The organism is Pseudomonas sp. BIGb0176, assembly GCF_024810175.1.
Lineage (GTDB): Bacteria > Pseudomonadota > Gammaproteobacteria > Pseudomonadales > Pseudomonadaceae > Aquipseudomonas > Aquipseudomonas protegens.
Window position 1 is genome coordinate 1,514,360 of sequence record NZ_JANUEC010000001.1, and the last position, 21,419, is coordinate 1,535,778.

At 67.9% G+C, this 21,419-nt stretch carries 17 protein-coding genes; all 17 read left to right on the forward strand.

Translation table 11 applies throughout. The annotated features are described in order from the left end of the window. Positions 1 to 29 precede the first annotated feature (29 nt). The 17 genes from M2395_RS06440 (at position 30) to M2395_RS06520 (ending at position 21,406) form a co-directional block, all read left to right on the forward strand. Positions 30 to 1,769 carry a copper resistance system multicopper oxidase gene (locus M2395_RS06440; RefSeq protein WP_123430815.1) on the forward strand — a complete coding sequence of 580 codons (1,740 nt, stop codon included), beginning with the start codon at positions 30 to 32 and terminating at the stop codon, positions 1,767 to 1,769. Continuing rightward, entirely contained in the window at positions 1,759 to 2,757 is a 999-nt protein-coding gene (locus M2395_RS06445; protein WP_123430816.1) for a copper resistance protein B, read from the forward strand. The genes M2395_RS06440 and M2395_RS06445 overlap by 11 nt, the downstream gene beginning before the upstream one ends. A gap of 154 nt (positions 2,758 to 2,911) precedes the next feature. Then, positions 2,912 to 3,361 carry a DUF411 domain-containing protein gene (locus M2395_RS06450; RefSeq protein WP_015635530.1) on the forward strand — a complete coding sequence of 150 codons (450 nt, stop codon included), beginning with the start codon at positions 2,912 to 2,914 and terminating at the stop codon, positions 3,359 to 3,361. Then, positions 3,358 to 3,795 (forward strand): YqaA family protein, encoded by a 438-nt coding sequence (locus M2395_RS06455; protein WP_015635529.1) that lies wholly within the window; start codon positions 3,358 to 3,360, stop codon positions 3,793 to 3,795. Before M2395_RS06450 ends, M2395_RS06455 begins: the two co-directional genes overlap by 4 nt. A 179-nt stretch (positions 3,796 to 3,974) precedes the next feature. Further along, entirely contained in the window at positions 3,975 to 4,985 is a 1,011-nt protein-coding gene (locus M2395_RS06460) for an alpha/beta fold hydrolase (RefSeq protein WP_123430817.1), read from the forward strand. 15 nt (positions 4,986 to 5,000) lie between these two features. Next, complete coding sequence (locus M2395_RS06465; RefSeq protein ID WP_123430818.1) at positions 5,001 to 5,954, forward strand: D-2-hydroxyacid dehydrogenase family protein; 954 nt, start codon at positions 5,001 to 5,003, stop codon at positions 5,952 to 5,954. Between the two features lie 551 nt (positions 5,955 to 6,505). Continuing rightward, positions 6,506 to 8,074, forward strand: a complete 1,569-nt coding sequence (gene glgA / locus M2395_RS06470; protein ID WP_011061176.1) for a glycogen synthase GlgA — start codon at positions 6,506 to 6,508, stop codon at positions 8,072 to 8,074. Between the two features lie 13 nt (positions 8,075 to 8,087). Then, the gene (treZ, locus tag M2395_RS06475) at positions 8,088 to 9,884 is read left to right on the forward strand and encodes a malto-oligosyltrehalose trehalohydrolase (RefSeq protein WP_123430819.1); all 1,797 of its coding nucleotides are present in this window, start codon (positions 8,088 to 8,090) and stop codon (positions 9,882 to 9,884) included. Beyond that, on the forward strand, positions 9,881 to 11,962 hold the full coding sequence (malQ, locus tag M2395_RS06480) for a 4-alpha-glucanotransferase (RefSeq protein ID WP_123430820.1): 2,082 nt from the start codon (positions 9,881 to 9,883) through the stop codon (positions 11,960 to 11,962). Before treZ ends, malQ begins: the two co-directional genes overlap by 4 nt. After that, positions 11,959 to 14,739, forward strand: coding sequence for a malto-oligosyltrehalose synthase (locus M2395_RS06485; RefSeq protein ID WP_041118086.1), 2,781 nt, complete (start codon positions 11,959 to 11,961; stop codon positions 14,737 to 14,739). The genes malQ and M2395_RS06485 overlap by 4 nt, the downstream gene beginning before the upstream one ends. A 21-nt stretch (positions 14,740 to 14,760) precedes the next feature. Beyond that, positions 14,761 to 15,060 (forward strand): DUF2934 domain-containing protein, encoded by a 300-nt coding sequence (locus tag M2395_RS06490; RefSeq protein WP_053151456.1) that lies wholly within the window; start codon positions 14,761 to 14,763, stop codon positions 15,058 to 15,060. Positions 15,061 to 15,173: 113 nt separating this feature from the next. Beyond that, positions 15,174 to 17,333, forward strand: a complete 2,160-nt coding sequence (gene glgX / locus M2395_RS06495; RefSeq protein ID WP_123430821.1) for a glycogen debranching protein GlgX — start codon at positions 15,174 to 15,176, stop codon at positions 17,331 to 17,333. Between the two features lie 2 nt (positions 17,334 to 17,335). After that, the gene (locus M2395_RS06500; RefSeq protein ID WP_011061170.1) at positions 17,336 to 18,352 is read left to right on the forward strand and encodes an acyl-CoA dehydrogenase; all 1,017 of its coding nucleotides are present in this window, start codon (positions 17,336 to 17,338) and stop codon (positions 18,350 to 18,352) included. Then, a complete protein-coding gene (locus M2395_RS06505; RefSeq protein ID WP_123430822.1) occupies positions 18,349 to 19,107 on the forward strand; it encodes a PIG-L deacetylase family protein in 759 nt (252 codons plus the stop codon). Before M2395_RS06500 ends, M2395_RS06505 begins: the two co-directional genes overlap by 4 nt. After that, a complete protein-coding gene (locus M2395_RS06510; RefSeq protein ID WP_011061168.1) occupies positions 19,104 to 19,703 on the forward strand; it encodes a trans-aconitate 2-methyltransferase in 600 nt (199 codons plus the stop codon). The genes M2395_RS06505 and M2395_RS06510 overlap by 4 nt, the downstream gene beginning before the upstream one ends. Continuing rightward, positions 19,700 to 20,365 carry a glycosyltransferase family 2 protein gene (locus M2395_RS06515; RefSeq protein ID WP_123430823.1) on the forward strand — a complete coding sequence of 222 codons (666 nt, stop codon included), beginning with the start codon at positions 19,700 to 19,702 and terminating at the stop codon, positions 20,363 to 20,365. Before M2395_RS06510 ends, M2395_RS06515 begins: the two co-directional genes overlap by 4 nt. A gap of 282 nt (positions 20,366 to 20,647) precedes the next feature. Beyond that, positions 20,648 to 21,406: a PIG-L deacetylase family protein gene (locus M2395_RS06520; protein ID WP_011061166.1), complete on the forward strand. Its 759-nt coding sequence runs from the start codon at positions 20,648 to 20,650 to the stop codon at positions 21,404 to 21,406. Positions 21,407 to 21,419 lie beyond the last annotated feature (13 nt).

Genomic DNA, 21,419 nt, shown 5'->3' on the forward strand with positions numbered 1-21,419 from the left:
CCAATTCGCTGACTGACTGGAAGCCTCCGATGCCGCGCCCCTCCTCGTTCCACAGCCCCTCCCGCCGCACCTTCGTCAAGGCCCTGGCTGCCGGTGGTGTACTAGCCGGCTTCGGCCTGTGGCGCAACCCGGTTTGGGCCGTCAGTAGCCCGGGCCAGCCCGAGGTCCTGGCCGGCAGCGACTTCGACCTGTGCATCCAGCAGTTGCCGGTGAACTTCAGCGGCCGGCCACGCAAGGCCATGGCCATCAACGGCAACCTGCCCGGGCCCCTGCTGCGCTGGCGCGAAGGCGACCGGGTGACTGTGCGGGTGCACAACCGCCTGGACCAGCCCAGTTCCATCCACTGGCACGGGATCATCCTGCCGGCCGACATGGACGGCGTGCCCGGCCTGAGCTTCGAGGGCATCGAGCCCGGCGGGCTCTACCGCTACAGCTTCCCGGTCAAGCAGCACGGCACCTACTGGTACCACAGCCATTCCGGGCTGCAGGAGCAACTGGGGGTGTATGGCCCGCTGGTGATCGACGCCCGGGAACCGGAGCCCTTCAGCTACGAACGCGACTACGTGGTGCTGCTCTCGGACTGGAGCGACGAGGAGCCGGGGCAGATCCTGCGCACCCTGAAGAAACAGTCCGACTACTACAACCAGCACAAGCGCACCCTGGGCGACTTCATCGAGGACGTCGGCCGCGACGGCTGGGCGGCCACGCTGGCCGAACGCAGCATGTGGGCGCAGATGAACATGACCCCCACCGACCTCGCCGATGTCAGCGGCGCCACCTATACCTTCCTGCTCAACGGCCAGGCCCCGGGCCAGCCATGGTGCGGGCTGTTCCGCCCCGGCGAACGCCTGCGCCTGCGAGTGATCAATGCCTCGGCCATGAGCTATTTCGACCTGCGCATTCCCGGGGTGCAGATGACCGTGGTCGCCGCCGACGGCCAGCACGTGGTGCCCGTGACCGTGGATGAACTGCGCATTGCCGTGGCCGAAACCTTCGACGTGCTGGTGCAACCCGGTGCCGGAGCCCACGCCTTGTTCGCCCAGGCCATGGACCGCAGCGGCTATGCCCTGGGCACCCTGGCCAGTGCCCCCGGGCTCGTGGCCGAGGCACCGGCCATGGACCCGCGACCGCTGCTGGGCATGACGGACATGGCCATGGGTGCCATGGATCACGGGGCAATGCCGGGCATGGACCATGGCGCCATGGATCACGGCGCGATGAATACCGCGATCAGCCACCCGACCTCGGAAAGCGCCAACCCCCTGGTGGACATGCAGGCGGTGAACCCCATGCCGCGCCTGGACGATCCGGGCATCGGCCTGCGCGACAACGGCCGCCGGGTGCTGCGCTACGCCGACCTGAAAAGCACCTTCGCCGACCCCGACGGCCGCGAACCGAGCCGGACCCTGACCCTGCACCTGACCGGGCACATGGAAAAGTTCGCCTGGTCCTTCGACGGCATTCCCTTTGCCGAAGCCGAACCCCTGCGCCTGCGGTATGGCGAGCGGCTGCGCATCGAACTGGTGAACGACAGCATGATGGCCCACCCCATCCACCTGCACGGGCTGTGGAGCGACCTGGAGGACGAACACGGCCGCTTCCAGGTGCGCAAGCACACCATCGACATGCCGCCGGGCACCCGCCGCAGCTACCGGGTCACCGCCGATGCCCTGGGGCGCTGGGCCTATCACTGCCACCTGCTGTACCACATGGAAAGCGGCATGTTCCGCGAAGTCCGGGTCGAGGAGGAACGCCACCATGAAGCTTGATTACCTCCGCTTCACCCGGCAGCCCGGCGTTGGCCTGGCCCTGCTCCTGTTGGCCTGGCCCTGGGCACCGGCACAGGGCGAATCGATGCCGGGCATGGACCATTCCAGCGTGCCCGGGACCGCCGTGGGCGCCATGGACCACTCGCAGATGCCCGGCATGCAGGCGCCGACACAGGGCCAATCGACGCCCGGCGTGGCCCCCTCCACCATGCCCGGCCACGCCATGGGTGCCATGGACCACTCGCAGATGCCCGGCATGCAGGCGCCAGCCCCCACACGAAGCCGCACACCGATCCCGGTGCTGACCGATGCCGATCGGGCGGCGGTCTACCAGGGCCCCAGCGGCCACATCCACGGCCCGTCGCTGAACACTTTCCTGCTGGTGGACCAGTTGGAATGGCAGGACGCCGACCCGGGCGGCAGCGTCGCCTGGGAGGTCGAGGGCTGGGTCGGTGGCGACCGCGACCGGCTCTGGCTGCGCAGTGAAGGCGAACGCACCCGGGGCGTCACCGAGCACGCCGAGCTGCAAGCCCTGTGGGGCCATGCCATTGGCCCCTGGTGGGACCTGGTGGGCGGCCTGCGCCAGGACTTCAAGCCCGGCACGCCGCAGACCTGGGCCGCCCTGGGGCTGCAAGGCATGGCCCTGTACAACTTTGAAAGCCAGGTCACCGCCTACCTCGGCGAGGACGGCCAGGCCGCCTTGCGCCTCAAGGGTGACTACGACCTGCTGCTGACCCAGCGCCTGATCCTCCAGCCCTCCGCCGAGGTCAACCTCTATAGCCGCAATGACCGGCAACGGGGCCTGGGCGCAGGCCTGGCGGACAGCGAGATCGGCCTGCGCCTGCGCTACGAGATCCGCCGCGAGTTCGCTCCCTATATAGGGGTGACCTGGAACCGCAGCTACGGCCGCAGCGCCGACTACGCCCGGGACGAGGCCGAGCTGGACAACGACCCGCGCCTGGTCCTGGGCCTGCGCCTGTGGTTCTGAAGGCCACAACCGCTGGCCGGCCTTGGTATCACCTTGAAACAAAAGCCAGCGGCGGCCAGCGAAAAAAACCGCAAAATGCACCACCCCGAGCGTGCAACCGCGGGTGGCCGGCCATGCCACCCTTCCTTATTGATCAGCGACAAAGAGACTTTCGATGAACACCTCACTGCGTCTGGCGGCCCTGTCCGCCCTGCTGATCAGCTCCCTGGCCCAGGCTGGAGAACTGATTCCCATCGACGTGCACCGCGACGCCAACTGCGGCTGCTGCAAAAAGTGGATCGAGCACCTGCAGGACAACGGCTTTGCCGTGACCGACCACGTGGAAAGCAACATGAGCGCGGTCAAGCAGCGGCTCGGCGTCGCCCCGCGCCTGGGCTCCTGCCATACCGCGGTGATCGACGGCAAGTTCGTCGAGGGCCACGTGCCGGCCGAACAGGTGCTGGCCCTGCGCAAGCGCGATGACCTGCTGGGCATCGCCGCCCCGGGCATGCCCATGGGCTCCCCCGGGATGGAAATGGACGGCATGGGCGCCGATGCCTTCCAGGTCATCGGCCTGACCCGCGAGGGCAAGGACGTGGTCGTCGCGGACTACCCGGCCCGTTGATCTTCGGCGCCTACTTCGGCCTGTTCCTGGCGGCGTTCGGCGCCGCCACCCTGCTGCCCCTGCAATCGGAAGCGCTGCTGGTGGGGTTGCTGCACAACAGCCAACTGGCAGTGCTCGGGCTGTGGCTGGTGGCGACCCTGGGCAATGTCCTGGGCTCGCTGGTCAACTGGTGGCTGGGCCAGCGCCTGGAACACTACAAGGAGCGCCGCTGGTTTCCGGTCAGCTCGCGTCACCTGGAGCGGGCCCGGGGGCCTTACCAACGCTATGGCCACTGGACGCTCCTGCTGAGCTGGATGCCGCTGATCGGCGATCCGCTGACCCTGGTGGCCGGCGTCATGGGCGAACCCCTCAAGCGCTTCCTGCTGCTGGTCACCCTGGCCAAGGGCGCGCGCTACGCCGTGCTGGCGTGGCTGACCCTGGGCTGGATCGGCTGAGCGCCCGCAGCTCCCCATCACCGCGCAGGAGCTGGCTTGCCAGCGAAAGTGCCCGCCCCCGCAACCACCTGCCTCAAGGCCTTCCTTGTCGGCAAGCCGACGCCCAGGGTTTGCCTGTGGCTTAACGTCGCCCTAATCCGGCGGCTACAGCATCGCCCGCAACCTTGCGGAGTGTCCTTATGCCCCTTGCTACCCCTCGCTGGCTCAGTGCCTTGCTGCTGCCCCTGGCCCTGCCTGCCCTCGCCGCCCAGGGGCCGGTCTACGGTCCCGAACTGCAGGGCTTCGACTACCCCTATCCCTTGCAGCATTTCAGCTTTGTGTCCCAGGGCCAGGCACTGCAGATGGGCTATATGGATGTACCGCCCCAGAGCCCGGCCAACGGGCGCAGCCTGGTACTGATGCATGGCAAGAACTTCTGCGGCGCCACCTGGGAGGGCTCGATCAAGGCCCTGAGCGCCGCAGGCTACCGGGTGATAGTCCCGGACCAGATCGGCTTCTGTACCTCCAGCAAGCCCGAACACTACCAGTACAGCTTCCAGCAACTGGCGCAGAACACCCATCAACTGCTGGCCAAACTTGGCGTCAGCCAGGCCAGCCTGCTGGGCCATTCCACCGGTGGCATGCTGGCCACCCGCTACGCCCTGCAATACCCCGATCAGGTACGGCAACTGGCCCTGGTCAACCCCATCGGCCTGGAAGACTGGAAAGCCCTGGGCGTGCCCTGGCGCAGCGTCGACCAGTGGTACCAGCGCGAGCTGAAGCAGACCGCCGAGGGTATCCGCCGCTACGAGCAGCAGACCTATTACGCCGGCCGCTGGAAGGCCGAGTACCAGCGCTGGGTGGACATGCTCGCCGGCCTCAACCAGGGCCCCGGCAAGCGCCTGGTGGCGTGGAACTCGGCGCTGATCTACGACATGATCTTCAGCCAGCCGGTGTACTACGAATTCCAGGACCTGAAGATGCCGACCCTGCTGCTGATCGGCACCGCCGACACCACCGCCATCGGCAGCGATATCGCGCCGCCCGAGGTCAAGGCGCGCATCGGCCACTACCAGGACCTGGGCAAGCAGGTGGCGCAGCGCATCCCCCATTCGACCCTGGTGCAGTTCCCGGGGCTGGGCCACGCACCGCAAATGGAACAACCCGAGCCTTTCCACCAGGCCCTGCTGGACTGGTTGAAGCAACCCTGAGCCAGGAGCCCGAACATGGCACTAGAGATTGCGGTAATCGATGATTGGCAGGACGTAGCGCGCGAGGTAGTGGACTGGTCGGTGCTCGATAGCATCGGCCGGGTCAGCTTCCTTCACGACTACCCGGCAGACCCCGCCACCCTGGCCCGGCGCCTGCAACCGTTCCAGGTGATCTGCGTGATGCGCGAGCGCACCCGGTTCGATGAAACCCTGCTACGCAGCCTGCCGCAGCTCAAGCTGCTGCTCACCGGCGGCATGCGCAACGCCGCCATCGACCTCAAGGCGGCCAGCGCCCTGGGGATCCAGGTGTGCGGCACCGACAGCTACAAGCACGCCGCGCCGGAGCTGACCTGGGCCCTGCTCATGGCCCTGAGCCGCAACCTGCTGAGCGAAGCCTGCGCCCTGCGCGCAGGCGATTGGCAACAGGGCCTGGGGGGTGATCTGCACGGCAAGACCCTGGGCATTCTCGGCCTGGGCAGCATCGGCCAACGGGTGGCGCAATTCGGCCTGGTGTTCGGCATGCGGGTGATTGCCTGGAGCGAGAACCTCACCGCTGAACGCGCGACCGCCGCCGGCGTGACCCATGTCGACAAGCAGCAACTGTTCGAACAGGCCGATGTGCTCTCGGTGCACCTGGTGCTCAGCGAGCGCAGCCGTGGCCTGGTGGACGCCCAGGCCCTGGCGTGGATGAAGCCCGGGGCGCTGCTGGTCAATACCGCCCGCGGGCCGATTGTCGATGAAGCCGCGCTGATTGCCGCCCTGGAACAGGGCCGGCTGGCGGGGGCCGCACTGGATGTATTCGAGCAGGAACCCTTGCCTGCCGACCACCCCTTGCGGCGCTTGCCCAATGTTCTGGCCACGCCCCATGTCGGCTATGTCAGCCGGCAGAACTACCAGCAGTTCTTCGGCCAGATGATCGAAGACCTGCAAGCCTGGCACGCCGGCCAGCCGATCCGCCTGCTCAACTGAAAGCCCCCCCGTGGCGATCGCCAGGCAAGGTCCTGCGCAGCTTTTCGCAGGCTCGGCGGCGACCAGGCTCGCAGGGACGCTGGGCGCAGGAGCCCGCCTGTGCCCGTTCTTTGGGCGGCGCCGCACCACAACGGCACCGGCCCCCGGCAGCCCCTCCCCATTTTCGCCCCCGGGCCGCAACGGCCCCGCTCCCGGGCAGTGCATGGCCGACCTTTCGTCGGGACGCGTTCGCCGCCCGCCCTGCCAACCCCGGGAAACACCCACCTCCCCCGGCACCGCTCTAGGTTCTGTCCTAGACTGAATTTCGCACTGTGACCGGGCAGTCACATTCACCGAGAAAAAGTCGAAACTTTTCGCTTCGGCCCAAGGTCAGGTTAAAGGTAGGGTCGCTGCCACTGGTGCATTCCTTGCAACGGCTCCTCCACCCTTTCTGCTTCCACGCTCGAGCAGCGCAGGCTGATCGACGTGTGGCGCGTTTGCGCCCGGCCACAGGAATTGGCCACGCGCGGCGCTCGAGACACCAGAACAGATCAATAAAACGGGAGAGACACATGATCAGCGCCGTATTGGACACTCAGGGAGATCACCCTCAACAGCAGGCCGGCGACCGCGCCGCCCCCTCGGTTCCGGTCCCTGGGAACAAGACGGTGCTGCCGCTGGCGCGGCCCAATCCCAACCGCAAGCGAGTGCTGTTCGTCACTTCGGAAATCGCCGACCTGGTGAAGACCGGCGGCCTGGGCGACGTCTCTGCCGCCCTGCCCAGGGCCATGGCCCACCTGCACGATGTGCGGGTACTGATCCCCGGCTACCCCCAGGTGCTGCATAGCGAAAACCCGATCCACATCATCGGGGAGCTGGGTGGCCACGCGGCACTGCCGGCCTGCAAGATCGGGCGTATGGACATGCCCGACGGCCTGGTGATCTACGTGCTGATCTGCCCGGAACTCTACGAGCGCGAAGGCACGCCCTACGGCGCCAACAACGGCCGCGACTGGCCGGACAACCATATCCGCTTCGCCCGCCTGGGGCTGGCCGCCGCCGACATCGCGGCCAACCTGGCGCAGATCCACTGGTGCCCCGACCTGGTGCACGCCCATGACTGGCCCGCCGGGCTGGCGCCGGCCTACATGCACTGGCGCGGGCAACGCACGCCGACCCTGTTCACCATTCATAACCTGGCCTATCAGGGCGTGGTCAGCCTGGCCTCGTGCCCGGAACTGGGCATCCCCGAGCATGCCCTGCAACAGGAAGGCATGGAGTTCTACGGCAAGCTGTCGTTCCTCAAGGCCGGCATGGCCTACGCCAGCCACATCACCACGGTGAGCGCCACCTATGCCCAGGAAATCACCACCCCGGCCTTCGGTTGCGGGCTCGACGGCTTCCTCGCCAGCAAGACCCAGCAGGGCCTGCTCAGTGGCATCCCCAACGGCATCGATGAAAGCTGGGACGCCGCCACCGACGCGCACCTGCTCACGCCTTTCAGCATCGGCGACTGGGACGGCAAGGCAGCCAACGCCGCCCATGTGCGGCAGATGTTCGGCCTCGACGCCTCCAGCGGCCCGCTGTTTGCCGTGGTCTCGCGACTGGTCTACCAGAAAGGCCTGGACCTGACCGAAGCGGTGGCCGAGTTCATCGTGCAGTCCGGCGGCCAGATCGCCATCATCGGCCGCGGCGAGCCGGAGGAAGAACAGTCCATGCGCGCCCTGGCCCGGCGCTTCCCCGGCCGCATCGGGGTGCACATCGGCTTCAACGAGACCGACGCCCGGCGCATGTTCGCCGGCAGCGATTTCCTGCTCATGCCCTCGCGCTACGAGCCCTGCGGCCTGAGCCAGATGTATGCCCAGCGCTTCGGCTCGCTGCCGGTGGCGCGCAACACCGGCGGCCTGGCAGACACCATCGAGAATGGCGTCACCGGTTTCCTCTTCGACGAATCCACCGTGGCCAGCTACCAGGAAGCCCTGACCCGGGCCTTCAAGGTGTTCGCCTACCCGGCGCTGCTCAATGCCATGCGCTGCCGGGCCATGGCCGCGCCCTTCAACTGGTGCAAGGCGGTGGAACCCTACGCCGAACTCTACGAGCAACTGGTGGCCAAGGCCCTGGGACAGGCCGCCCGACAGTAAGAGGCAAGGACCGATGCCCTCAAGCACGCTGCACACCTGGACTCATGGCGCGCGGCTGCTGGATGCCGAGCACACCCGGTTCGCCCTGTGGGCGCCGGATGCGCGCTGCGTCAGCGTCGAACTGGCGGACGGCCAGTCGCTGCCCATGCAGCCCCAGCCCGAAGGCTGGTTCATGACTCAGGCGCGCTGCCCCGCGGGCAGCGCTTACCGTTTCAATATCGACGAGCGGATCCAGGTCCCCGACCCGGCGTCCCGGGCCCAGCTCGGTGATGTCCACGGGCCAAGCCTGGTGGTGGACCCCGAGCGCTATCAATGGCAGCACCCGCAGTGGCGCGGCCGGCCCTGGCACGAGGCGGTGATCTACGAACTCCACGTGGGGGTCATGGGCGGCTATCAGGCGGTGCAGCAAGCCCTGCCGGCCCTGGTGGAACTGGGGGTGACCGCCATCGAGCTGATGCCCCTGGCGGAGTTTCCCGGCGAACGCAACTGGGGCTACGACGGCGTGCTGCCCTACGCCCCGGAAGCCTCCTATGGTTCGCCCGACGAGCTGCGCGCGCTGATCGATGCCGCCCATGGCCTGGGCCTGGCAGTGATCCTCGATGTGGTCTACAACCACTTCGGCCCCGACGGCAACTACCTGCAGGAGTACGCCCAGGGCTTCTTTCGCCAGGACCTGCACACCCCCTGGGGCGCTGCCATCGACTTTCGCCGCCCGCAGGTCAGCGAGTACTTTATCGACAACGCCCTGATGTGGCTGCTGGAGTACCGTTTCGACGGCCTGCGCCTGGACGCGGTGCACGCCATCGACGATCCAGATTTCCTGCGGCAACTGGCGCAGCGGGTCCGCCAGGCAGTGCCACCCGATCGCCATGTGTGGCTCAACCTGGAGAACGAGTTCAATCAGGCCAGCCTGCTGCAACAAGGCTTCGACGCACAGTGGAACGACGACGGCCACAACGCCCTGCATGTGCTGCTGACCGGCGAAACCGACGCCTACTACGCCGACTTCGCCGAGCAGCCCACTGAGCAACTGGCCCGCTGCCTGAGCCAGGGTTTCGCCTTCCAGGGCCATGCCAACCGCCATGGCGAGGCCCGCGGCGAACCCAGCGGGCACCTGCCGCCCAGCGCCTTTGTGCTGTTTCTGCAGAACCATGACCAGATCGGCAACCGGGCCTTTGGCGAACGCCTCAACCAACTGGCGCCGACCCAGGCCCTGCACGCGGCCACGGTGCTGTTGCTGCTGTCACCGATGATTCCGCTGCTGTTCATGGGCGACGAAGTGGCCGCCCAGGAACCATTCCTGTTCTTCACCAGCCACCACGGCCAGTTGGCCGAAGCGGTGCGCGAGGGCCGGCGCAACGAATTCGCCGCCTTCAGTGCCTTCGCCGACGCCGGGCAGCGCCAGCGCATTCCCGACCCCAACGCCGCCTCGACCTTCCAGGCCTCGCGCCCACAGGCCCAGTCCCGGCAGGCCGAGGCCACCCGCGAGCTGTACCGCAGCCTGTTGCAGATCCGCCGCCGCGAGCTGGTTCCGCGCCTGCCCGGCGCCCGGGCCCTGGGCTGCCAGGTACTGGCCGAGGGCGCCCTGAGTGCGCGCTGGCGCCTGGGGGACGGCAGCCTGTTGCGCATCGACCTCAACCTCGGCCCGCATCAGGTCGAACTGGCCGCCGAGGCCGCACCGCAGTTGTGCTTCGAATACCCGCCGCACACCCTCAAGCACTGGTGCCAGGGCCAACTGCCTGCCTACAGCGTGCTGGTGCTGCTGGCCCCCACCTCTTCCCCGACCGACCCAGATGGAGAATGCCTATGAGCGATGCGCAACTGGAACTGCTTGCCAGCCGCGCCGGCCTGGCAGTGGACTGGATCGATGCCAACGGCCGTGCCCAGAAGGTCGAGGACCGGGTCCTGCGGGCTGTCCTGGCCGGCCTGGGGCATCCGGCCGAAGACCCGCAGCAGGTCGAACAGAGCCTGCTGCAATTGCAAGGGGTGCAACAGAGCCGGCACCTGCCCCCGCTGCTGACCGCCGACCACGGCCAGAGCCTGGACCTGGCGCGCTACTTCCCCCCGCACACAGCCTGTGTCCTGCGGCTGGAGGATGGCAGCCCGCTGCACCTGGACCTGGATGCCGAGAGCCGGCTGCCGGGCTCGATTCCGGTGGGTTACCACGCCGTGAGTATCGACGACGAACACTTTGTCCTGGCAGTGGCCCCCGAACGCTGCTTCAGCGTGGCCGACGCCGTGCACCAGCCCACCCCGCGGGCCTGGGGCCTCAGCGTGCAGCTGTACGCCCTGCGCCGCCCCGGCGATGATGGCTTCGGCGATACCCAGGCCCTTGAAGAACTGGCGCGCCAGGCCGCCGAACGCGGCGCCGATGCCCTGGCCATCAGCCCGCTGCACGCCATGTTCAGCAGCGACCCGCTGCGCTACAGCCCCTATTCGCCTTCCAGCCGGCTGTTCCTCAACAGCCTGTATGCCGCCCCTGGCGCGATCCTCGGCGACCGCGCCTGGCACACCGCGATCGAAGCCTGTGGCCTGGGCGAACAACTGCAGGACCTGGAACAGTTGCCGCTGATCGACTGGCCCCTGGCGGCCCAGGCCAAGTTGCGGGCACTGCGGGCGCTGTATGAAGGCTTCTGCCAGGGCGAGCACCCGCTGCACGAGGACTTCGCCAGCTACCGCCAGGCAGCCGGCGAGGCCCTGGAAAACCACTGCCGCTTCGAAGCCATCCAGGCCCAGCGCGCCGCCCGTGGCGAGGACCTGGACTGGCGTCACTGGCCGCCGCAGTGGCGTGATCCGGCCAGCCCGGCCCTGGCTCATTTCGCCGAGGAACAGGCCCACGAAATCGGCTTCCATGCCTTTTGCCAGTGGCTGATCGCCCGCAGCCTGGAGCGAGCGCAAAGCGCGGCCCGCAGCGGCGGCATGGGCATCGGCCTGATCGCCGACCTGGCGGTTGGCGCCGACGGCGGCGGCAGCCAGGCCTGGAGCCGCCAGGAGCAGTTACTGGCCAACCTGACGGTGGGCGCGCCACCGGACATCCTCAACCGCCAGGGCCAGAGCTGGGGGATATCGGCCTTTTCCCCGGAAGGCCTGCAACGCCACGGTTTCCGCGCCTTCATCGAAATGCTCAGGGCCAACTTCGCCCATGCCGGGGGCCTGCGCATCGACCATGTGATGGGCCTGCAACGGCTGTGGGTGATTCCCCTGGGCGCGCCTCCCAGCGATGGCGCCTACCTCTATTACCCGGTGGACGACCTGCTGCGCCTGCTGACCCTGGAATCCCATCGCCACCAGGCCATAGTGCTGGGCGAAGACCTGGGCACAGTGCCCGACGGGCTGCGGGAAAAACTTGCCGCCCGGGCCATGCTCGGCATGCGTGTGCTTTTGTTCGAACAGGACCACGGCTGCCACTTCAAGCCCATCCTCGACTGGCCGGACAATTCCCTGGCCACCACCAGCACCCATGACCTGCCGACCCTCAACGGCTGGTGGCATGGCCGCGATATCGACTGGAACCAGCGCCTGGGCCTGGTGGACGAAGCGGCGGCGCGGCACTGGCGCGAACACCGCCAGCACGAACGCAACGGCCTGCGCCACGCCCTGGCCCAGGACCCGCAGAACTTTCGCGAGGAAAGCCACGAGGCCGACCAGGTGGTAGACGCCAGCGTGCGTTTCCTCGGCCACACCCGGGCGCCCCTAGTGCTGCTGCCCCTGGAGGACGCCCTGGGCATCGACGAACAGGCCAACCTGCCCGGCACCCTCGACAGCCACCCCAACTGGCGCCGGCGCCTGGCCACTGCCAGCCGGCGCCTGCTGGACGACAGCGACGCGGCGCGGCGCCTGGAGCTGCTGGCCTGTGCCCGGCAGCAGGCCCTGGAGCGTGACCGATGAGCCCGCCAGCCACGCCAATGCCACGGGCCACCCTGCGCCTGCAATTTCACCAGGGCTTCACCCTGGATCATGCGCTGCCCCTGGTGCCCTACTTCGCCGGCCTGGGCCTCAGCCACCTCTACGCCTCGCCACTGCTCTGCGCGCGGGCCGGTTCCATGCACGGCTACGACGTGGTGGACCCCACCCGGGTCAACCCCGAGCTGGGGGGCGAGGCGGCCCTAGTACGGCTGGTGGATGCCCTGCGCCAGCACGGCATGGGCCTGATCCTGGATATCGTCTCCAACCACATGGCGGTGGGCGGCAATGACAACCCCTGGTGGCTGGACCTGCTGCAATGGGGGCGCCTGAGCCCGTACGGTGAGTTCTTCGATATCCAGTGGCATTCCCCGGACCCGCTGATGGAAGGCCAGTTGTTGCTGCCCTTCCTCGGCAGCGACTATGGGCAGGCCTTGCAGGAAGGCAGCCTGCAACTGCAGCTGGACGACGATCGCTGCGGTTTCCATGTTCGCCACTATGAACACTGTTTCCCCATCTGCCCCGCCGACTTCGGGGAACTGCTGCGCCTCGCCGGCCCGCCGGATGCCGCCCAGGCCCTCAAGCCCCTGGCCGACAGCTTTGCCGCCCTGCGTTTCAGCGGCGACGCCCACGCCCAGGCACAACCGCTGCAGCAGGCCCTGGGCCAACTGTTGCAGCAACCGGCGCTGCACCAGGCCGTCACCGCCCACCTGCAAGGCTACGACTCACGCCACGACGAAGGTTTCCAGCGCCTGCACCATCTGCTGGAGCAACAGAGCTATCGCCTGGCCAGCTGGCGCACCGCCGCCGACGACATCAACTGGCGACGCTTCTTCGACGTCAACGAGCTGGGCGGGCTGCGGGTCGAGCGCCCGGCGGTGTTCGAAGCCACCCACGGCAAGATCTTCGAGCTGATCCAGCGTGGGCTGGTGGACGGCCTGCGCATCGACCATATCGACGGCCTGGCCGACCCGCGCAGCTATTGCCGCAAGCTGCGGCGCCGGATCGACCGCCTGCGCCCGGGCCAGCACCTGCCGATCTACGTCGAGAAGATCCTCGGCGCCGGGGAAACCCTGCACCGCGACTGGGGCGTGGATGGCAGCACCGGCTATGAGTTCATGAACCAACTGTCGCTGCTGCAGCAGGCCCCTGCAGGCCAGCCGGTGCTGGCCGAACTGTGGAGCCGGCACAGCCAGCGCCCCGCGGCGTTCGCCGAAGAGGCACTGCTGGCCCGTCAGCAGATTCTCAACGGCTCCCTGGCCAGCGATTTTGAAAGCGTGGCCCAGGCCCTGTTGCAGGTGGCTCGCCTGGACCTGATGAGCCGCGACCTGACCCTGGGGGCCATCCGCCGCGCCTTGCAGGAACTGATCGTGCACTTCCCGGTGTACCGCACCTATATCAGCGCCTGTGGCCGCGGGCAGCAGGACCAGCAGTTGTTCCAGCAGGCCCTGGACGGCGCGCGACAGAGCCTGGGCGAGGCCGACAGGCCGGTGCTCGACTGCCTGGAGCGCTGGCTCGGCGGCCAGGGCTGGCGCCAGCAGCCACCGGGCCGTGGGCGCAAGCTGCTGCGCCACGCCTGCGTGCGTTTCCAGCAACTGACTTCGCCCGCCGCGGCCAAGGCCGTGGAAGACACCGCCTTCTACCGCTCGGCGGTACTGCTGTCGCGCAACGACGTGGGCTTCAACAGCGAACAGTTCAGTGCGCCGATCGCCGCCTTCCACACGGCCTGCCAGCAACGCCTGGCCAGCTTCCCCGACAACCTGCTGACCAGCGCCACCCACGACCACAAACGGGGCGAGGACAGCCGCGCGCGCCTGGCAGTGCTCAGCGAACGGGCCCCCTGGTATGCCGCCCAGGTGGAGCACTGGCGCACCCTGGCCGCGCCCCTGCGCCAGCAGGCGGATGCGCCTTCGGCGGGGGACGAACTGATCCTTTACCAGACCCTGCTGGGCAGTTGGCCCCTGGAACTGGCTGCCGAGGATCAGGCGGCCCTGCAAGGCTATGGACAAAGGATCTGGCAATGGCAGCTCAAGGCCCTGCGCGAGGCCAAGCTGCAAAGCAGCTGGGCGGCGCCCAACGCAGAATACGAAGAGGCCGTGCAGGCCTTTGTCCAGGCCCTGCTGCTGGCGCCCCAGGGCCTGGCATTGCGCCAGTCGATTGCCGCGGCGGCCCGGGCCATTGCCCCGGCGGGCGCCCTCAACAGCTTGGCGCAAACCTTGCTGCGCATGACCGTGCCTGGGGTCCCCGACCTGTACCAGGGCAACGAGTTCTGGGATTTCAGCCTGGTGGACCCGGATAACCGCCGGCCGGTGGATTACCCGGCCCGGCAGGCGGCCCTGGAGCGCGGCGGCGAACCACGCCAGTGGCTGGCCCAGTGGCACGACGGACGCATCAAGCAAGCCTTGATCGCCCGCACCCTGAACCTGCGTGGCCAGTACCCGGAGCTGTTTCGCCGGGGCCGCTACCAGCCGCTGCCGGTGCTTGGCCAACATGCCGGGCGGGTCCTGGCGTTCATGCGCGAGCACGGTGCACAACGGGCAGTGGTGATAGTGCCGGTGCAGGTCGCCGGCCTGCTGGGGGATCGCGCAATGCCCTTGATCGAGGCGCCGCTGTGGGGCGATACCCGGGTGCAGCTACCGTTCGACGCCTCGGGGCAAAAGCTGAATGGACTTTTTTCCACGGTGGCAGTCACACCCCACAGGGAGCTGATGCTTAGCGCCGCACTGCAAGACTTTGCGCTCAACCTTTTGATTCAACCTTGAATTCAGTCCAGGAGCATTGCGATGAGTACCGACGACAAACGCATTCGTGAATTCGCTTATCAGATCTGGGAGTCGGAAGGTAAGCCAGAGGGCCAGGAAGCCCGGCACTGGGACATGGCCCGCAAGCTCGCCGAGGCCGAAGCCCTGGCTCCAAGCACGCCACCCAAGGCCGGCAAGGCCAAGCCTGCGACCGGAAAGCCCGCCGCCAAGAGCGCGGCCAAGCCCAAGGCCAAGTCGGCCGTCGCCGTGGTAGTGCCCCCGGGAGAAAAACCCGCGGCGGCGAAGAAGCCCCGGGCGCCGCGTAAACCGCCGGCCAACTGACACCCGCCAGCCATCTCGTCCTCGTCAACCCGTGGCGCGCCCGCGCGCCATAAGGGTCGCGTTCGCCCTGAAGAAAGAGCCCGACCCGTCACCCTCTCACTGCAGGAGCAACCATGAGCAGATCCAAGCAGCCCGCCGCCACTCCCGAGAGCGAACCCTCGCGCATCCGTGAAGGCCTGCCCTTCCCCCTCGGCGCCACCTGGGACGGCCTGGGGGTCAACTTCGCGCTGTTCTCGGCCAATGCCACCAAGGTCGAGCTCTGTGTGTTCGATGATGCCGGCGAAGTGGAACTCGAACGCATCGAACTTCCGGAATACACCGACGAAATCTTCCACGGCTACCTGCCCGACGCTCACCCGGGGCTGATCTACGGCTACCGCGTGCACGGCCCCTACGACCCGGCCAACGGTCACCGTTTCAACCCCAACAAACTGCTGATCGACCCCTATGCCAAGCAACTGGTGGGCGAGCTGAAATGGTCCGAGGCGCTGTTCGGCTACACCATCGGCCACCCGGATGCCGACCTCAGTTTCGACGAGCGCGACAGCGCGCCCTTCGTGCCCAAGTGCAAGGTCATCGACCCGGCCCACACCTGGGGCAACGACCAGCGGGTCAGCGTGCCCTGGGACAAGACCATCATCTACGAGACCCATGTGCGCGGCTTCACCATGCGCCACCCTTCGGTGCCCGAGAACCTGCGGGGCAGCTTCGCCGGGCTGATGGTGGACGACGTGCTGGAGCACATCCGCAAGCTCGGGGTGTCGTCGGTGGAGCTGCTGCCGATCCACGCCTTCGTCAACGACCAGCACCTGCTGCACAAGGGCATGACCAACTACTGGGGCTACAACAGCATCGCCTTCTTCGCCCCCGACCCGCGCTACCTGGCCAGCGGCAAGATCGCCGAATTCAAGGAAATGGTCGCCCACCTGCACGAAGCCGGGCTGGAGGTGATCCTGGACGTGGTCTACAACCACACCGCCGAAGGCAACGAGCAAGGCCCGACCCTGTCCATGCGCGGCATCGACAACGCCTCCTACTACCGCCTGATGCCCGACGACAAGCGCTTCTACATCAACGATTCGGGCACCGGCAACACCCTGGACCTGAGCCACCCCTGCGTGCTGCAGATGGTCACCGACTCGCTGCGCTACTGGGCCACGGAAATGCACGTGGACGGCTTCCGCTTCGACCTGGCGACCATTCTCGGGCGTTACCACGACGGTTTCGACGAGCGCCACAGCTTCCTCGTGGCCTGCCGCCAGGACCCGGTGCTGCGCCAGGTGAAGATGATCGCCGAACCCTGGGACTGCGGCCCCGGCGGCTATCAGGTGGGCAACTTCCCGCCGGGCTGGGTGGAATGGAACGATCGTTTCCGCGACACCGTACGGGCCTTCTGGAAAGGCGACGACGGTCAACTGGCGGATTTTGCCGGGCGCATGACCGCCTCCGGCGAGATGTTCAACCAGCGCGGCCGCCGGCCCTACGCCTCGGTCAACTTCGTCACTGCCCACGACGGTTTCACCCTGCACGACCTGGTGTCCTACAACGACAAGCACAACGAAGCCAACGACGAGAACAACCAGGACGGCAGCAACAACAACCTGTCCTGGAACCACGGCGTCGAAGGCCCCAGCGACGCCCCCGAGATCAACGCCCTGCGCCTGCGCCAGATGCGCAACTTCTTCGCCACCCTGCTACTGGCCCAGGGCACGCCGATGGTGGTGGCCGGCGACGAATTCGCCCGCACCCAGCACGGCAACAACAACGCCTACTGCCAGGACAGCGAGATCGGCTGGGTCAACTGGGAGCTGGATAACGACGGCAAGTCCCTGCTCAAGTTCGTCAAGCGCCTGATCAAGCTGCGCCTGAGCTACCCGATCCTGCGGCGCGGGCGCTTCCTGGTGGGCAGCTACAACGAGGACATCGGGGTCAAGGACGTCACCTGGCTGGCTCCCGACGGCAGCGAGATGACCACCGAGCACTGGCAGGACCCCCATGGTCGCTGCCTGGGCATGCTGCTGGACGGCCGCGCCCAGGAAACCGGGATCCGCCGCCCCGGGGCCGATGCCACGCTGCTGCTGGTGGTCAACGCCCACCACGACATCGTCAACTTCCGCCTGCCTGAGGTGCCCGCCGGAGAGTTCTGGACCTGCATGCTCGACACCAACCAGCCGGCGGTGCGCGGCCAGGAACGCTTTGCCTTCGGCCACGAGTATTCGGTGACCGGGCGCTCCTTGCTGCTGTTCGAACTGCAACATGAGGAAGAAGACTGAACATGGACCTGCAAGGCTTCCTGCATCACTCCCCCGACCTGGGGCATGCCGACACCCGCGCCCTGGGCCTGTGCCTGGACGCCCTGGTGGGCGCCGGGCTCGACCGCCTGCCACTGCCCGCCGGGGGCGCCACCCTGCAACGCTGGCAGGCCCTGGCCAGGGTCGCCGGCCATGACCTGGGCCTGTGCAAGCTCTACGAGGGGCACACCGACGCCCTGGCGATCATGGCGGAACTGGGCTGCCCCGTGCCCCCCGGCACCACCTGGGGCACCTGGGCCGCGGAGCCGCCCCAGGCCCGGGTGCACGCCGTTGCCGATGGCCCGCACTGCCGGCTCAGCGGCACCAAGGCCTGGTGCTCGGGGGCCGAGGTGCTCAGCCATGCCCTGCTCACCGCCTGGGACGCCGACGGCCACCAACGCCTGGTGGCGGTGGCCCTGGACCAGCCCGGGGTGCAGGTCGAGAGCGGCAGTTGGCAAGCGGTGGGCATGGCCAGTACCGGCAGCCAGCGGGTTGACTTCCACGAGGCTCGTGGCCAATGGGTCGGCGGGCCGGATGACTACCTGCAGCGCCCGGGCTTCTGGCAAGGCGCCATCGGCATCGCCGCCTGCTGGCTGGGAGCCGCCCAGGCCATCGCACACCCCCTGCGCGAACACTGCGCCAAACGCGACGAGCCCCATGCCCTGGCCCACCTGGGGGCAGTGGACAGCGCCCTGCATCAGGCCGCCTGCGTGCTGCGCCACAGTGCCCGGCAGTTGGATCAGGCGCCCCAGGCCAACTGCCAGTTGCTGGCCCGGCGCGCCCGGGCGGTGACCGAGGCCAGCGTCGACAGCGTGCTGCACCACGTCGGCCGGGCGCTGGGCGCCGGCCCCTATTGCCTGGACCGGCACTTCGCCCGGCTGCTGGCGGACCTGCCGGTGTTCATCCGCCAGAGCCATGCCGAGCGTGACCTGGCCATTCTCGGGCAACAGCTGGCCAACGCCGCCCACGCTGCAGCGGACCCGGGAGGATGGCAACTGTGAAAGCCAATCCGATTGTCGGTCGCGGCACCTCGCTGCGGGCCTGGCAGGCTTCCTCGCAACTGCAGGCCATGGCCGCGGTGGATATTCGAACCCTGGTCCCGCAAGGAGCGCGGGCGGTGATTGTGGCCCCGCACCCGGACGATGAAATCCTCGGCTGTGGCGGCCTCCTGCAACTGCTGGCGACCGAAGGGCGCGAGCTGCTGCTGATTTCGGTCACCGATGGTTGCGCCAGCCATCCCGGCTCCCTGCGCTGGCCGGTACAGCGCCTGAGCCAGGTACGGCCCCAGGAGTCCGCCGAAGGCTTGCGCCGCCTGGGCCTGCCGCTGCAGCGCTTCACATGGCTGCGCGCGGGCTTCGAGGACAGCCGCGTCGCCCGGGACGAAGCCGCCCTGACGCAGTTCATCCAGGGTTGCCTGCGCGCCGGTGACGTGCTGTTCAGCACCTGGTGCGAGGACGGCCACTGCGACCACGAAGCCGTGGGCCGGGCCAGCGCCCTGGCCGCCCGGGCCGCGGGTGCGAGCCTCAAGGAACTGCCGATCTGGACCTGGCACTGGGCCGATCCCGAGGGCCGGCAGCTGCCCTGGGAGCGGGCCCGCAAGGTGCTGCTCAGTCCTGCCCAGGTGGCCCGCAAGCGCCATGCCATCCACGCCTTTGCCAGCCAACTGGAGGGCGACCCGCAGATCGGCCTGGCGCCCGTGTTGGCACCGCACATCATCGAGCGTCTGCTGCAACCTTTTGAGGTGGTGTTCCTATGAGCGTCGACAGTCGCTATTTCGAAGGGCTGTTCGCCCGGGACCAGGACCCCTGGGCCTTTCGCCAGCGCTGGTATGAACAGCGCAAACGTGCAATCACCCTGGCCAGCCTGCCGCGCCGCCACTACCGGAGCATTTTCGAACCCGGCTGTGCCAACGGCGAACTCAGCGCCGAACTGGCCAGCCGCTGCGACAGCCTGCTGGCCTACGACACCGCGCGCAACGCGGTGGACCTGGCCCGGCAGCGCTTGCGCTCCTTCCCCCACGCCCGGGTGGAACACGGCCGCCTGCCCCAGGACTGGCCCAAGGGGCCCTTCGATCTGATCGTCATCAGCGAGATCGGCTATTACCTGGACGCCGCCGACCTGGCGCAACTGGTGGCACGGGCCCTGGGCTCCCTGGCCGCGGATGGCCAGCTACTGGCCTGCCACTGGCGCCCGCCCATTGCCGAGTGCCCCCTGGATGCCGGACAAGTGCACGAACTGCTCCATCGCCATTTGCAACTGCCACGCTTGCTGGAGCACCAGGAAGCGGACTTTCTCCTCGACCTCTGGGGCCGCGAAGCGGATTCGGTCGCGACCCTGGAGGGCCTGCGATGATCGGAGTGGTGATACCCGCCCATAACGAGGAGCAACTGCTGGCCGAGTGCCTGCGCTGCGCCCTGAAAGCCGCCAGCCACCCCGAACTCAATGAGGACGTGGCGATCCTGGTGGTGCTCGACAGCTGCTCCGACGGTTCTTTGGACATTGCCCGCCAGTTCGCCGTGCAACACCTGCAATTGCAGGTGCGCAATGTCGGACGGGCACGGGCCGCGGGCGCGCAGTTGCTGCTGCAGGCCGGCGCCCGCTGGCTGTCCTGTACCGATGCCGACAGCCGCGTACCCGAAGACTGGCTGGTGGCCCAACTGGCCCTGGGCGCCGACGCCGTCTGCGGCACCGTCACCGTCGACCGCTGGAGCGAAGGCTTCGAACCCCAGGCCCGGATCCGCTATCACGACGCCTACCAGGACAGCGATGGCCACCGGCACATCCATGGCGCCAACCTCGGCATCAGCGCTGCAGCCTATGTCCGCGCCGGCGGCTTCGAGGCCCTGGCCTGCCACGAGGATGTGCAGCTGGTGCGACAGTTGCAGCGCTGCGGCGCCAGCATCGCCTGGAGCCGGCATCCGCAAGTGATTACCAGCGGGCGCCTGGATTCGCGGGCCAAAGGTGGGTTCGGCGATTACCTCAAGCGCCTGAGCGAACCTTGCGCAGGGCTGTGAAGTACGGCATGGCATTGGTCGGTGCGCCTCCCCGGGGGGAGAATTGCCGTCTACCCTGTGACGGGCTTGGTAATCAGCAAATAAGCCTGGGCTGGCACTGCGTGGAAAGCTCCAGGCTGTGTATGATTACCCCCGAATCGCGGTGCTCCAAAGGTATGGGGCACCGGTACTTCACGCTGAGGCAGGTGCCAAGGAATCAGCGTGCGTGCAAACCCAGGGTCGCGACTGAACGGAGGTTCAACCGCTCTTGCCGTGGCCCGGAAAACAGGGATGTGACACCCCATGAAAGCCATACCCGCAATCGACAGCAACTGGCCCAGCCAAGTCTGGAACAGTGCCCGCAGCCTGGCCGAGGTGCCGGCCATCAATCTGGCCAACCTGGTTCCGGCCGGCTCCCGGGCAGTGATAGTCGCCCCTCACCCCGGTGACGAAGTGGTCGCCAGCGGCGGCCTGCTGCAAGTGCTGGCCCACCACGGCCACCCTCTGCAACTGATTTCCATCAGCGACGGCAGCGCCAGCCATCCCGGGTCGGAGCTGTGGCCCAAGCGCCGCCTGAGCGTGTTCCGGCCCCAGGAAAGCGCCGAAGCTCTGCGTCGCCTGGGCCTGCCCCTGCACAGCCTGAAGTGGATCCGCGGCGGCTTTGCCGACAGCGCCTTGAGCGAACGGGAACAGCAACTGGTGCCCTTCATCTGCCGCTACCTGCGCGACACCGACGTGGTGTTCAGCACCTGGCGCGCCGATGGCAACCTCGACCACGAAGCCGTGGGCCGGGCCACGGCCAAGGCCGCGAGCCTGGTGGGTGCGCGTTTTCATGAGATTCCGATCTGGGCCTGGCACTGGGCGGCCCGCGAGGAGCACCAGATCCCCTGGCAGCGTGCGCGCAAGCTGCGCCTGGACACCTGGACCGTGGCCCGCAAGCGCCACGCCGCCCACGCCTATGCCAGCCAGTTGCAGGGCGAGCCGGAGATCGGCCTGGAGCCGTCGCTGTCGCCGGTGCTGCTGGAGCGCCTGCGCCTGCCCTACGAGATCATCCTGATGTAGGCCTGCGCGGGTG

What these genes read in the sequence shown, in the direction of transcription:
- M2395_RS06500 (WP_011061170.1), top strand. Translation starts at nt 17,336, where the DNA reads ATGGACCTGCAAGGCTTCCTGCATCACTCCCCCGACCTGGGGCATGCC.
- M2395_RS06465 (WP_123430818.1), top strand. Translation starts at nt 5,001, where the DNA reads ATGGCACTAGAGATTGCGGTAATCGATGATTGGCAGGACGTAGCGCGC.
- M2395_RS06445 (WP_123430816.1), top strand. Translation starts at nt 1,759, where the DNA reads ATGAAGCTTGATTACCTCCGCTTCACCCGGCAGCCCGGCGTTGGCCTG.
- M2395_RS06490 (WP_053151456.1), top strand. Translation starts at nt 14,761, where the DNA reads ATGAGTACCGACGACAAACGCATTCGTGAATTCGCTTATCAGATCTGG.
- M2395_RS06485 (WP_041118086.1), top strand. Translation starts at nt 11,959, where the DNA reads ATGAGCCCGCCAGCCACGCCAATGCCACGGGCCACCCTGCGCCTGCAA.
- glgA (WP_011061176.1), top strand. Translation starts at nt 6,506, where the DNA reads ATGATCAGCGCCGTATTGGACACTCAGGGAGATCACCCTCAACAGCAG.
- treZ (WP_123430819.1), top strand. Translation starts at nt 8,088, where the DNA reads ATGCCCTCAAGCACGCTGCACACCTGGACTCATGGCGCGCGGCTGCTG.
- M2395_RS06450 (WP_015635530.1), top strand. Translation starts at nt 2,912, where the DNA reads ATGAACACCTCACTGCGTCTGGCGGCCCTGTCCGCCCTGCTGATCAGC.
- glgX (WP_123430821.1), top strand. Translation starts at nt 15,174, where the DNA reads ATGAGCAGATCCAAGCAGCCCGCCGCCACTCCCGAGAGCGAACCCTCG.
- malQ (WP_123430820.1), top strand. Translation starts at nt 9,881, where the DNA reads ATGAGCGATGCGCAACTGGAACTGCTTGCCAGCCGCGCCGGCCTGGCA.
- M2395_RS06460 (WP_123430817.1), top strand. Translation starts at nt 3,975, where the DNA reads ATGCCCCTTGCTACCCCTCGCTGGCTCAGTGCCTTGCTGCTGCCCCTG.
- M2395_RS06440 (WP_123430815.1), top strand. Translation starts at nt 30, where the DNA reads ATGCCGCGCCCCTCCTCGTTCCACAGCCCCTCCCGCCGCACCTTCGTC.
- M2395_RS06520 (WP_011061166.1), top strand. Translation starts at nt 20,648, where the DNA reads ATGAAAGCCATACCCGCAATCGACAGCAACTGGCCCAGCCAAGTCTGG.
- M2395_RS06510 (WP_011061168.1), top strand. Translation starts at nt 19,104, where the DNA reads ATGAGCGTCGACAGTCGCTATTTCGAAGGGCTGTTCGCCCGGGACCAG.
- M2395_RS06515 (WP_123430823.1), top strand. Translation starts at nt 19,700, where the DNA reads ATGATCGGAGTGGTGATACCCGCCCATAACGAGGAGCAACTGCTGGCC.